This is a genomic window from Kitasatospora sp. NPDC001119 (genome assembly GCF_053598475.1).
On the sequence record NZ_JBSFKI010000051.1, the window covers coordinates 1 to 12208 of the forward strand.

Consider the following 12208-nt stretch of genomic DNA (forward strand, 5'->3'; position numbering starts at 1 on the left):
GGGGTGATGGCGAGGGGGTGGGTGAGTTTGTTGGTGTGGAAGGGGTAGCAGAGGAGGAGGCCGGCGCCGATGTCGTCGGGGGTGATGTGGGGGAGGGCTTGGTTGAGGAAGGTGGGGGTGGTGGTGGCGGGGAGGAAGAGGGAGAGCCAGGGTTTGGGGGCGTTCCAGTAGCCGAGGTTTTTGATGGTGTCGGCGAAGGTGTCGGCGCGGTAGGTGTAGTCGCGGTAGGTGGTGTCGTTGGTTTCGGTGGTGGTGGGGTTGAGTCCGGTGAGGAGGGTTTGGGGGTTGGGGGGTGTGGTGTTGTAGTGGGCGACGGCTTCGATTTTGTAGCGGGGGGGTTGTCCGTTGGGTTGGATGAGGATTTCGCCGACTTGGGAGGGGAAGCGGCCGTCGTTGAGGATGGTTTGTTGGTCGGTGAGGAAGGTGTGTTGGTCGTTGTAGGTGAGGGTGAGGACGAGGGCGCGTGTGGGGGCGGGGATGAGTTTGACGGTGGCGCGGGTGATGATGCCGACTTGGCCGGCGCCGGCGAGGGCGGTGTGGAAGAGGTCGGGGTTGCGGGTGGGGGTGGCGGTGAGGATGCGGCCGGTGCCGGTGACGATTTCGATGGATTCGACGGTGTCGGCTTGGAGGCCGTGTTTGTGGACGGTGGAGCCGATGCCGCCGATGCTGATGGTGCCGCCGATGGAGAGGTGGAGGTAGTCGGTGAGGCAGGGGGGTGTGAGGTTTTGGGCGAGGGCGGCGTCGGTGAGTTGGGCCCAGGTGACGCCGGCGTCGACGGTGGCGTTGGTGGGGGTGATGGTGTGGATGCGGTTGAGGGCGCGGGCGTTGATGCTGATGCCGCCGGCGGCGCCGGCTTGGCCGTAGTTGGAGTGTGATTCGAGGTCGTTGCCGGTGCCGCTTTGGCCGTTCATGGCGACTTTGAGGCCGTTGTGGCGGGCGTAGTTGATGATGTTGGCGATGTCGTGGGGGCCGGCGGGGTTGAGGACGGCGTAGGGGGTGGTGGTGGTGAGGCGGCCGAAGTCGTGGGCGTGGGCGGTGGTGGTGGTGGGGTTGGTGGTGAGGGTGCCTTGGAGGGGGGGTAGGGGGGCGATGTGGCCGGGGGGTGTGGGGGTGTTGGTGGTGGCCCAGGTGCGGGTGGTGGTGTTGAAGCCGATGATGGTGGCGGCTGCTGCGGTGAGGAGGGTGCGTCGGGTGAGGTCGGGGTGGGTCATGCGGGGTGGTCTCCTTGGTGGTGTGGGTGGGTGGTGGGGGGTGGTGGGCGGGCCTGGTTGGTGCGGGGCTTGCGGGGCGGGTGCCCTGGTGGGTGTTAAGTCTCTTTAGTGCCGGGGTGGTTCGGTGTGGTGTCCGGGCCGGTGGTGGTGGCGTCCTGGCCGGGCGGCCGGGTGGCGGTGCCCGGTGGTGCGGGTGGTTGTCGGGGTCCTGGCCGTGGTCGGTCTGGTTGCCGGTCTTCGGTTCGCGGCTGGTCCCGGGTGGTCGGTGTTCGGTGGTGCTGCCCGGTTGCTGCGGGGGCTTCGGGGGCGGCGTCCCGGGGCGGTTGATTCCTGAAGTCCCGTTCGCGGCGGGCTGGTTGTGGCTGTCCGGGGTGGTGCCCGGGGTGGTTCCGCCGGCGGCCTGGTGGTGTCCGGGTGCGCTGGGTGGTGTCCTTGGGCGGGCGGGTCGCGGGGGCCCTGTTGGTCCGGGGTGGTGCGGGAGAGGGGTGTCCGACCGGGCTCTTGGGGCGGGCGGGGGAGTGAAGTCCCCTTCGTGTTGGGCCTGTTGATGCTGGTATGGGACCTCGGTCTTGCTTGCTTGCTTGCCTGCCTGCCGGTCCTGTCCGGCCCCCTGTCGGTTTCTCTGGTGTTGCTGTGCTGCGACGGCGTCCGTACTGGTTCCTGCTGGGGCTACCGGCCTTGCTGGTTCTGCCGTTTCGCTCTTGCTGTCCTGCTTCAGCCGGTCGTACTGGCCGTTCCTGCCGGTCTCACCGCGGTGGTCGTACCGGTTGCTTCTGCCGACTGCTTCTACTGGCGTCGTTGTTGCCAGTGCACGGGCTTCGTCGGTTCGGGTCGTGCTGGTCTTCGGGTTCTGCCGGCCGGTCTTGTTGGTCCGGCCGTAGTGGCTGTACCGGCTCTCCTGCTGTGCCGTTCCTGCTGGCCCGTGCCGACCGTTTCCAGCGTTCTGGTCCTTGCCGGCTGTTCCTGCTGTCGGTACTGGTCCTGGTGCTCTGGTTTTGCGGGTGTCGCCGGTTGTTCCTGCCGGTCCCGTCGTTCAGGTGGACCGGCCCTTCTCGGTCTTGCCGTGCTGTGAGTGCGTCTGTCCGTACTGGTTCCTGCTGGGGCTACCGGTCCTGCTGGCCCCGCCGTTCCGCTCTTGCCGGCCGCCTCGTCGGCCCTGCTGGCCCGGTCCTGCCGGTCCTACCTGCTTGCCGGTCCTGCTGGTTGAGGGGTGCGGGGCTGGTTCTCTTGCTGTTCTGCTCCAGCTGGTCGCGCCGGCCGGTCTTGTTGGTCCGGCCGTAGTGGTTGTACCGGCTCTCCTGCTGTGCCGTTCCTGCTGGCCCGTGCTGACCGCTTCCAGCGCTCTGGTCCTTGCCGGCCGTTCCTGCTGTCGGTACTGGTCCTGGTGCTCTGGTTTTGCGGGTGTCGCCGGTGGTTCCTGCCGGTCCTGTCGCCCAGGTGGACCGGCCCTTCCGGTCGGTCGTGCCGTGCTGTGAGTGCTTGCGTCCGTGCTGGTTCCTGCTGGTGTTACCGGCCTTGTCGGCGTCACCGGCTTGGTCCTGGCAGCTGCCCGGTTGGCGCTGCTGGCCCGGTTGTCCCGGCGCTGCCTGTTCGCTGGTCGTACTGGTTGTGGTGGCGGGGGGCCAGCTTTGTTGCTGTTGTGCTTCAGCTGGCCGTGCTGGGTGTTCCTGCGGGTCTTCGGGTCTCAGCGCATTTGGCTTCGTTGGTCCTGGCCGTGCTGGCTTTTGCCGCTGCCGCTGCCGCTGCCGCTGCCGCTGCCGCTGCCGCTGCCCGCTGGGCCCGTGCCCGGTGCTGTGTGTTGTTGTGGGGTGGGTGGCCGGTCCGTGGTGTGGGCCGGCCTGTCCGTTGTTCCCCTTGTCCCCTTGCTCGTTGTCCCTTGCCCGTTGTTCTTGTTCCCGGTGCCGGTTGTCTCTGTCCTGTGGCCCTGTCCGCGTGTCCTCGTCCTTGTTCGGGCGGGCCATGGCCGTGGGCGGCGTGGGCGGCGTGGGCGCGGGTGGCCGTGGGTGGGCGCGGCCGTGGGTGCCGTGGCCGCGGGTGTGGGGTGGGTGGTGGGTTAGGGGTTGGGGGTGTGGGTGGTGGTTTGGTAGTTGGTGAGGTCGAAGGTGCGGGTTTGGTGGTGGAAGCGCCAGGTGTAGGTGGGCCAGATGGAGGGGTTGTTGCCTTTGGTGTCGGTGTACCAGCTGGTGCAGCCGCCGGTGTTCCAGACGGTGTTTTTGAGGCGGTTTTGGAGGGTGTTGTTGTAGGTGGTCTGGGCGTGGGGGTGGACGTCGAGGGTGGTGAGGTGGTGGGTGTGGAGGGTTTTGAGGGCGGCGAGGATGTAGGTGATCTGGGCTTCGATCATGACGGTTTGGGAGGAGTGGCCGAGGGTGGTGTTGGGGCCGAGGAGCATGAAGAGGTTGGGGAAGCCGTGGATGGTGGTGCCGCGGTGGGCGGTCATGCCGTCGCGGTTCCAGGTGTCGGCGAGGGTGTGGCCGTTTCGGCCGTGGATGAGGTGGGCGACGGGGCGGTCGGTGGCGGTGAAGCCGGTGGCGAGGATGATGGTGTCGATGTGGCGGGTGGTGCCGTCGGTGGTGGTGATGTGGGTGGGGCCGATGCGGGTGATGGTGTCGGAGACGATGTCGACGTTGGGTTGTTGGATGGCGGGGTACCAGGTGTTGGAGAAGAGGAGGCGTTTGCAGCCGACGGTGTAGTCGGGGGTGAGGCGCTTGCGCAGGGCGGGGTCGGTGACGGATTTTTTGAGGTGGCCGGCGGCCATGTTCTTCATGCCGGTGGTGCGGGAGGGGCGGGACATGAAGAACGCGACGATTTCGCGGCCGTGTTTGTTGAAGGTGCGGCGGAAGCGCTGGTAGCCGGGGAGGTGGCGGAGCATCCAGGTGTGGCGGGGGGTGTTGGGTTTGTCGGGTTTGGCGGCGACCCAGGGGGGTGTGCGCTGGTAGAGGTCGAGGCGGTTGACGTCGGGTTGGATGGCGGGGACGAACTGGATGGCGGAGGCGCCGGTGCCGATGACGGCGACGTTGCGGCCGGTCAGGTCGTGGTCGTGGTTCCAGCGTGAGGAGTGGAAGACGGTTCCGGTGAAGGTGTCGAGGCCGGGGATGTTCGGGATGGCGGGGTCGGAGAGGTAGCCGGTGCCGGTGATGAGGGCCTGGGCGGTGTAGCGGCCGTGTTTGGTGCGGATGTCCCAGTGGTGGTGGGTGTCGTTCCAGGTGGCGTCGAGGAGTTCGTGGTCGTAGCGCAGGTGGGGGTCGACGCCGTGGCGGGTGGCGCAGTCCTTGAGGTAGGCGTGGACTTCGGCCTGGGTGGCGAAGGTGGATTTCCAGTCGGGGTTGCGGGCGAAGGAGTAGGAGTAGAGGTGGGCCTGGACGTCGCAGGCGCAGCCGGGGTAGGTGTTGTCGCGCCAGGTGCCGCCGAGGTCGGTGGCGCGTTCGAAGACGAGGAAGTCGTCGATGCCGGCTTTGAGGAGGCCGATGGCGGTGCCGAGGCCGGAGATGCCGGCGCCGATGACGGCGACTTTGAGGTGGCGGACGGCGAGGTCGCCGGTGGGGTGGGGGGCGGTGGCGTGCTCGGTGCCGGCGGTGGCGGTGGCGGTGGCGGCGGCGGCGACGGTGATGGCCGCGGCGGTGGCCGTACGGGTGCCCGTGCCGGTGGTGCGGGGGGCGGTCGTGGTGGCGCCCGTGCCGGAGGCGGACGCACTGCCGGTCGTGCCCGTGCTGGTTCCCGTACCGGTGGCCGTGCTGCTGCCGCTTCCGGTGGCCGTGCCCGTGCCGGTGCCGGTCTTACCGGTGCTCGCGGTGCCGGTGCCGCTGCCGGTGGCCGTGGCCGTACCGGTGCCGGCCTTGCCGGTGCCCGTGTTGGTGGCCGTACCGGTGCCGGCCCTACCGGTGCCGGTGCCGGTGCCGGTGGCGGTGCCCGCGGTGTTGGTGCCCGTGGTGTTGGTGGTGGGGGTGGGGGCCACCCCCGCCGCCGGGGCTGTGCCGGTGCTGGCGTCGGTGGGTGTGCCGGTGCCGGTGGTGGTGGTGTTGGTGGTGCGGTTGGGGGCGGGGGTGGTGGTCATGGCGTCGGTGTCCTTGTCTCGGGTGTCCTGGGTGGGCCCGGGGGTCAGGCGCGGCGGGTGAGGGTGACGCGGAAGTTGTTGAAGATGTGGTCTTCGAGGGTGTAGGCGAAGATGTCGAGGTAGCGCTCGAAGCGGGCGACGGTGGTCTCGTCGGTCATGGTGACGGCTTCGTCGCGGCGGGCGGCGAGGAGTTGGAGCCAGGCGCGGCAGGCGCGGGCGAAGGACTCGGGTTCGTTGCGGATCTCGGTGACCTCGAAGAGGCCGTCGAGGCCGGCGGCGAGTTCGGGCAGGCGGGGGATGTGGCAGCCTTCGAACTCCTCGCGCTGGAGGAATTTGAGGTCGTCGAGGAGCTGGCGGCGCAGTGGGGGGTTCTCGACGGTCATGGTGTGCAGGACGAAGCGGGCGCCGGGCTTGAGGAGGGAGTGGACCTGCTTGAAGAAGACGCGGTAGCGCTGGGTGCGCTCTTTGGGGGTGAGGGAGGACAGGACGAAGTGTTCGAGGGCGTTGATGCAGAACGCGGCGTCGTAGGGGGCCTGGCCGTCGGCGAGGCGGTGGTCTTCCCAGCTTTCGACGCGGGCTTCGATGGCGGGGTTGTTCAGGGCGTCGACGAAGTCGGCCTGGGTGCGGGAGAGGGTGACGCCGACGGCCTTCTTGACGCCGTGGACGGTGGTGAGGCGGTTGAGCATGGTGCCCCAGCCGCAGCCGATGTCCAGGACGGTGTCGGTGTGGGCGGCGCGGGCGAGGTCGGTGAAGGCGTCGAGTTTGCGTTCCTGGGCCTCGTCGAGGACGGCGACGAGGTCCTCGCCGTCCTCCCAGTAGCCGCCGGAGTACATCATGGTGGGGCCGAGGATGAGCCGGTAGAGCTCGTTGGGGACCTCGTAGTGGTGGCGGATGGCCTCGACGTCGGGGTTGATGGTGCGGGCTTCGACGGTGGTCATGGGATGGGGCCCCTCGGTTGACGGTTGTGGGTGTGTGGGGTTGTCGGACGGCGGTGGGTCGGCCGGGGTGGGGTGGGCGGGTGGGCGGCCCGGTCGGGCCGTTTCCGTGGTGGTCGGCCCGGTGCGGGCCGGGGTGACAGGTCCGGCCGCTGTCCTGGTGCCGGCGGCGGGCGGCTGGGTGCCGTCCGGTGTGCGGCGGTGGTTCCGGCTGAACTCGGCCACTGTCCCGGGTGGTTGGTGCCGTCCGGGAGAACGGTCGGGCCGTTCGGTGCTGCCTGGTGTGGTGCTGGGCCGGCCGTCGTTCAGGGCGGCTGGGTGCCGTCCGGTGTGCGGCGGTGGTTCCGGCTGAACTCGGCCGCTGTCCCGGCTGGTTGGTGCCGTCCGGGGCGGGCGGTGCGGCCGTTCGCGGTTCTTCGGTGTCTGCCGTGTCGGGCGGCTGGGTGACGCCCGGGTGGTCTTGCTGAACTCGGCTGCGTCCCCGGGTGGTTGGTGTCGTCCGGGGTGGCGGGTGCGGTGTCCGGCCGGGTGGTCGGTGGCGCCTGGTGCGGTGCCGGGCCGGTGGTGCGCGGTGGTCGCCGTGCGGGCCGGTACGGCGGGGTGGTGTGCGTGCGGGTGCGGTGTGTTGTGGGTCAGGTAAGCGTGTGTCTCGCAAGCGGTGCGCAAGGGGGCGGGGGGTGGGTGGGTTGCGGGCCGGTTGCGTGGGGGCGGGTTTCATGCGGTTTCGGCAAGACACGCGGCCCCCACGGCCTGTCGCGGGGGGTGCTTCGGTTCCCGGGTGGTGTCGACCGCTGTTCCCGGGGGGTCGTGCCGTGTTGTTCCGGAGGGTTCTCCCGCCGGCTGTCCCGCCCGTCCCGCCCGTCGTTGCTTCTGTTCCGCCTGCTTGTTGTCCGTCCGTCCGTTCCTTGTGGCCGTGTGTCCGCTCGTTCGTCCGTCCCCTCGGTGCCGTGTGTGGTGTGTTCCCGGGGGCGGGGTGCGGGGGCCGGTCGGCCGGGGGTGGCGGGGGTGGTGGTGCGGTGGTGCGGGTGGCCGGGAGGGTGCTCCGGAGCGGTGCGGTGCGGGTCCGCGGGTACGGGTTCACCCGAGCCCTGTACGGGTTCGCCCGGGCCCTGTGCGGGGTGTCGCCGAGGCGCCCGGTTCTGTCTGCCCGTCTGCCGGCCCGCTCGTGTCCGTTCGTCCGCCAGTCCGCCTGCCCGCCCGTCCGCATGTGTCGGCCGGTGGGCGGGGTGGTCGGGGTACGGGTGCGGGGCGGGGTGGCGGCGGTTGTTCCTGGCATGTTCATTCGACGCGTTGACGTGCCCATCACCCGGGAAACGGGGGTGGGCGAGGAGAGGAACGATCACTGATGTCTCAGATTCCCACGATCGAGGACCTGGCCCAGCAGCTCCAGGCGGTCTCCGGCGCTCAGGAGATCGACGCGGACGCCGCGCTGCAGCACATCGCGGACGTCGACTCGCTGGACCTGATGGAGTGGCTGTACGGCTTCCAGAACCAGTACCCGCACATCCCGGCGGACGAGTCGCTGTTCGCGGACATCGACGACACGACGACGCTGCGGGTGGTCCACGAGCGGATCCTGGCGCTCGTGCCGGCCGAGGCCAACTGAGAACCCGGCGCGGGCGGGCGGACGAGGAGAGGGGTCGGGTGGTGAGCGGTTTCGACGTCACCGGCTGGGGCATGTCGGTGCCCGAACGGGTGGTGACCAGTGCCGAGCTCGCGGAGCGTTTCGGCGTGGACGAGCACTGGATCGTCTCGCGGTGCGGGATCCGTGAGCGCAGGGCGGTGGGCCCGGGGCAGACCACGGCGTCGATGGCCGTGGAGGCCGGGCGCCGGGCCCTGGAACGCGCGGGCCTGACGGGCGCGGACATCGCGCACCTGATCGTGGCGACGGCGACCCCGGAGCAGCCCTCGCCGGCGACGTCGGCGTTCGTCCACGACGAGCTGGGCATCGCGGGCAGCGCCCACGACGTGAACTCCGAGTGCGCCGGCTTCGTGTACGGGCTGGTGACCGCGGCGGGCCTGCTGCGCATGGACCCGCGCCCGATCCTGCTGATCGGCTCGGACACCCACACGCTGACCGCGAACCCGCGGGACCGGGACCTGTCGATCCTGGTCGGCGACGGCGCGGGAGCGGTGGTCCTGCGGCCGGGCGCGGTGGACCGCATCCGGGCGTGGAACCTGGGCGCGGACGGCTCGTGCAAGAACAGCCTGAAGGTCCTGGCCGGGGGCTCGCGGATGCCCACCACCGAGCGGACCGTCGCCGAGGGCCTGCACTACGCGCAGATCAACGGCAACGAGATCTACCTGAACGCCGTGCGCTACACGGTGCGCACGATCCGCGAGACGCTGGAGCAGGCGAAGATCACGCCGCAGGACGTCGACCACGTCATCCCGCACCAGGCGAACATCCGGATCATCAACTCGGTGCTCTCCCACACGGGGATCCCCGCGGACCGGCTGGTGACGAACCTGGAGCGCTACGGGAACACCGCGTCGGCGTCGATCCCGATCGCGCTGGCGGAGGCCCTGGACTCGGGTCGGGTCAAGGACGGCGACACGGTGCTTTTGGCCGGGTTCGGCGCGGGCATGACGTGGGGCTCGGTCCTGCTGACGTGGGGAGGGGTGGCGCGGTGAGCGGCAAGGACGCCTTCGGCGCCAGGCCCGACTCCCCGGTGGCGCTGGTCACCGGCGCCTCCGGGGGGCTGGGCAGCGAGCTGGCGCTGGCGCTGGACGCGGCGGGCTGCCGGGTCGCGGTGCACTACAACAGCTCCCGGGCCGGGGCGGAGAAAGTCGCCGCCCAGCTGGTCAACGACCACGTGCTGGTGAGCGGCTCGGTCGCCGACTGGGACGCGGTCACCGCGATGTACGAGCAGGTCAAGGCCGCGCTGGGGCCGGTGGACGTGCTCGTCAACAACGGGGCGGTCCGCAAGGACGCGCTGATGGCGATGCAGAACCCCGCCGAGTGGCGGCAGGTGATCGACACGAACCTCGTCGGCTCCTTCCACACCGCCAGGGCGTGCGTGCCGGCGATGCTGCGCGCCCGCTGGGGGCGGGTGGTGAACATCGTCTCCCCGTCGGCGCTGATCGCCACCGCCGGGCAGACCGCCTACTCGGCGTCCAAGGCCGGCCTGATCGGGCTGACCCGCACGCTCGCGGCGGAGTGCGGCCGCCGGGGGGTGACCGTCAACGCCCTGTCACCCGGCTTCATGATCACCGGCATGACGGACACCCTGCCCGAGCACGTGGTGGCGGGCATGCGGGAGAAGGTCCCGGTGCCGCGGTTCGTCACCCCGCGCGAGGTCGCCCGCTCGATCACGCTGTTCCTCGACCAGGACTGCATGACCGGCCAGGTCATCAGCATCGACTCGGGAGCCTCCATCACCTGACCCGGCGCCCCGGGCACCCGGCCGCCCGGGGCGGCCGGCAGCCCGCCCGGGTGCCCGGGCCCGCCGGCCCGGGTGCGTCCGCCCGGGGCCGGAGCGCCGGACCCGTCCGTCCGGGGCTGCCGGGTCCGTCCGCCCGGGTCCGCTCCGGGGCCGGACCGGTTCCCGGCCCGCGGGTCGCCTCGCGCCGCGCCCCCTCGGCCTCCTGTCCGGCCCCGTGCCGGACAGGAGGCCAAGGGGGCGCACCCGCGTTCCCCCCGGCGGGGCGCACGGCCGCCCCGCCCCGGTGCGGCGCGGGACCCGGCCCCGCTCGTACCGGCCACGGCCCACCGTCACCTCCGCCCGCCGCCCGCCGCCGTGCGTTGCTGCCCTCGTCGGCCGCCGTGCCGCTGACCTCGCGGCCGTGCCGGCGTCCTTGCCCGCCGCCTCGACGTCGTTGTGGCCGCCACCCTCACTGCTGCGCCGCTGCGCTCCGTCGCCTGCCGCCTGCCGCCTGCCGCCTGCCGTCCGCTACGCCGCCGCCTGCCGCCTGCCGTCCGCTGCGCTCCGTCGCCTGCCGTCGTGGTTCGGCCGGTCCGTCCGGGGACCGCGTCCTCGGTGACGGCGGGCCGCCGGGGCCGGGGCGTCCATGACCGGGGGGTGTACTCGGCGGCGGTCCGCGGCCTTCGGCGGGGAAGGGGCGGGTGTCTGGACGGGTGGGGCGGCCGTCGGCGGGTGGCCTCCGGGCCGGGACGGAGTGTCCCGGGGGCTGCGCCGTGGCGGTGTCGGTAGCGTGCGCGGGGTGGGCCCCGGGCCGCTTGCCCGGCCGGACACGCGCGGGGCCCGGACGGCGCGGGAGGAAGACCTGATGGGTAGCGGTATCACGATCGTCGGTGCCGGGCTCGGCGGACTCACGCTCGCCCGGGTCCTGCACGTCCACGGCCTCCGGGCCACCGTCTACGAGGCGGAGCCGTCCCCGGACGTGCGTTCGCAGGGCGGGCTGCTCGACATCCACGCGGACAGCGGGCAGCTCGCCCTCGAGGCGGCCGGGTTGACGGAGGAGTTCCGCGGCCTGGTCCTGGAGGGCCGTCAGGCGATGCGGGTCCTGGACCCGGACGGGACGGTCGTGTCCGACCGGGCCGACGACGGCACCGCGGGGCGTCCCGAGGTGGAGCGCGGCGAGCTGCGGCGGGTCCTGCTCGACTCCCTGCCGGCCGGCACCGTCCGCTGGGGCCGCAAGGCCGTCGCGGCCCGTCCGCTGGGCGGGGGCCGCCACGAGGTGGCGTTCGCGGACGGCGGCACCGTCGGCACGGGCCTGCTGGTGGGTGCGGACGGCGCGTGGTCGCGGGTGCGGCCGCTGCTGTCCGACGCCGTACCCGGGTATGTCGGCAAGTCGGTCGTCGAGACCTGCCTGTTCGACGCCGACGCCCGCCACCCCGCCACCGCGAAGGCGGTCGGCGGGGGATCGATGATCGTGCCCGCGCCGGGCAGGGTGATCTTCGCCCACCGGGAGCGGGGCGACACCCTGCACGCCTACGTGGGGCTGTCCGAGCCCCTGGAGTGGTTCGACGCCGTCGATTTCACCGATCCCGCGGCCGCGGCCACGCGGATCGCCCGGGAGTTCGACGGCTGGGCGCCGGAACTCACCGCGCTGATCACCGACAGCGACACCGCACCGTTCCTGCGCCCCCTCTACGCCCTGCAGGCCGGGCACCGGTGGGCGAGGGTGGCGGGGGTGACCCTGCTCGGCGACGCCGCCCACCTCGCGGCCCCCAACGGCGAGGGCGCCAACGCGGCCATGCTCGACGGCGCCGAACTCGCCGCGTCCCTCGCCGCGCACCCCGACGACACCGAGGCCGCGCTCACCGCGTACGAGCGGGCCATGTTCCCCCGCGCCGCCGAGGCCGCCGTCTTCGTCGGCGCGCAGGTCCGCGAGCGCGGCTCCGGCGACCGCGCGTCCCGAGGCTGACGGCTGCCCCGCCCGGCACCGGCGGGCCGGCAGCGCCCCGGGCGGTGCCCACCGTCGCCCGGTACGGGGCGCCGGTGTACGCGGTGCGCACGTTCAACCGTCACTCGTCCGTAGCCCGTGGCTGGCTGGCGTTGTCGTTCCCCTCGCGGCGGGTCCGGCCGGCGGCGCGTCCTACCCCTGGAACGGGTCCTCCAGGACGGGGATGCAGGGTGACAGCAGCGGATCCGTGTGCTCGCTCACCTGTCCGCGGGTCATCCTGTGGACGAGGACCTCGTTCTCACGGCCGGGGTCCTCGTCGTCGCGTACGTGCAGCAGGCCGTAGGAGCCCGGCGCCCGTTCACCGACCTCGCGGAAGAACGCCGGGATCCGCGCGTCACGGTGGTTCGCGAAGCCGCCGAAGTGGACGAACACCCCCCCCGTTCATCCACCGCAGATCGAGCAGGTACGGGCTGCCGATCTCCCGGACGCGCTCCTCGATACCCCCGACGATCAGGTGGAGACGGTCGTCGTCGTACTCCTCGTCGTCGGCGCCGGCGCTCTCCAGAACCTTGATCCAGCCGTGGTACTCGAACATGGGCCGCAGCCTACCGAGCGGCCGACCGGCGCCCGTGCCGTCGGTGCTGTGGGTGGTGACGGTGGTGTGTCGGTGGCGGGACAGCGTCCTGCCGGTGTGCCGACAG

At 71.7% G+C, this 12208-nt stretch carries 9 protein-coding genes; 4 read left to right on the forward strand and 5 right to left on the reverse strand.

The genetic code is table 11. From position 1 onward, the window contains the following. From ACWDD9_RS38710 to ACWDD9_RS38720, 3 genes are all read right to left on the reverse strand, one after another. The coding region (locus tag ACWDD9_RS38710; protein ID WP_449814191.1) for an FAD-binding protein at positions 1 to 1211 on the reverse strand (1211 nt) is incomplete at its 3' end. Between the two features lie 2053 nt (positions 1212 to 3264). Continuing rightward, the gene (locus ACWDD9_RS38715; protein WP_449814192.1) at positions 3265 to 5262 is read right to left on the reverse strand and encodes a flavin-containing monooxygenase; all 1998 of its coding nucleotides are present in this window, start codon (positions 5260 to 5262) and stop codon (positions 3265 to 3267) included. 44 nt (positions 5263 to 5306) lie between these two features. Next, positions 5307 to 6200, reverse strand: coding sequence for a class I SAM-dependent methyltransferase (locus tag ACWDD9_RS38720; RefSeq protein ID WP_074006253.1), 894 nt, complete (start codon positions 6198 to 6200; stop codon positions 5307 to 5309). A gap of 1342 nt (positions 6201 to 7542) precedes the next feature. Between ACWDD9_RS38720 and ACWDD9_RS38725 the strand changes: the two genes are divergently transcribed. From ACWDD9_RS38725 to ACWDD9_RS38740, 4 genes are all read left to right on the forward strand, one after another. Continuing rightward, the gene (locus tag ACWDD9_RS38725) at positions 7543 to 7803 is read left to right on the forward strand and encodes a hypothetical protein (RefSeq protein ID WP_049656300.1); all 261 of its coding nucleotides are present in this window, start codon (positions 7543 to 7545) and stop codon (positions 7801 to 7803) included. A 41-nt stretch (positions 7804 to 7844) separates the two neighbouring features. Continuing rightward, a complete protein-coding gene (locus ACWDD9_RS38730; RefSeq protein ID WP_049656304.1) occupies positions 7845 to 8831 on the forward strand; it encodes a 3-oxoacyl-ACP synthase III family protein in 987 nt (328 codons plus the stop codon). Then, positions 8828 to 9583, forward strand: coding sequence for an SDR family NAD(P)-dependent oxidoreductase (locus tag ACWDD9_RS38735; protein WP_049656301.1), 756 nt, complete (start codon positions 8828 to 8830; stop codon positions 9581 to 9583). The genes ACWDD9_RS38730 and ACWDD9_RS38735 overlap by 4 nt, the downstream gene beginning before the upstream one ends. Before the next feature lie 844 nt (positions 9584 to 10427). Then, entirely contained in the window at positions 10428 to 11528 is a 1101-nt protein-coding gene (locus tag ACWDD9_RS38740) for an FAD-dependent oxidoreductase (RefSeq protein ID WP_449814193.1), read from the forward strand. A 171-nt stretch (positions 11529 to 11699) separates the two neighbouring features. Here ACWDD9_RS38740 and ACWDD9_RS38745 read toward each other — a convergent pair whose 3' ends face one another. Next, positions 11700 to 11939, reverse strand: coding sequence for an Imm7 family immunity protein (locus ACWDD9_RS38745; protein WP_449814194.1), 240 nt, complete (start codon positions 11937 to 11939; stop codon positions 11700 to 11702). Continuing rightward, positions 11902 to 12102, reverse strand: a complete 201-nt coding sequence (locus ACWDD9_RS38750; protein WP_449814195.1) for an Imm7 family immunity protein — start codon at positions 12100 to 12102, stop codon at positions 11902 to 11904. Before ACWDD9_RS38750 ends, ACWDD9_RS38745 begins: the two co-directional genes overlap by 38 nt. Between the last annotated feature and the right edge of the window lie 106 nt (positions 12103 to 12208).

Bases quoted from the DNA above. Each gene is read 5' to 3' on its own strand.
- ACWDD9_RS38715 (WP_449814192.1), bottom strand. From the start codon at position 5,262: ATGACCACCACCCCCGCCCCCAACCGCACCACCAACACCACCACCACC.
- ACWDD9_RS38720 (WP_074006253.1), bottom strand. From the start codon at position 6,200: ATGACCACCGTCGAAGCCCGCACCATCAACCCCGACGTCGAGGCCATC.
- ACWDD9_RS38725 (WP_049656300.1), top strand. From the start codon at position 7,543: ATGTCTCAGATTCCCACGATCGAGGACCTGGCCCAGCAGCTCCAGGCG.
- ACWDD9_RS38740 (WP_449814193.1), top strand. From the start codon at position 10,428: ATGGGTAGCGGTATCACGATCGTCGGTGCCGGGCTCGGCGGACTCACG.
- ACWDD9_RS38750 (WP_449814195.1), bottom strand. From the start codon at position 12,102: ATGTTCGAGTACCACGGCTGGATCAAGGTTCTGGAGAGCGCCGGCGCC.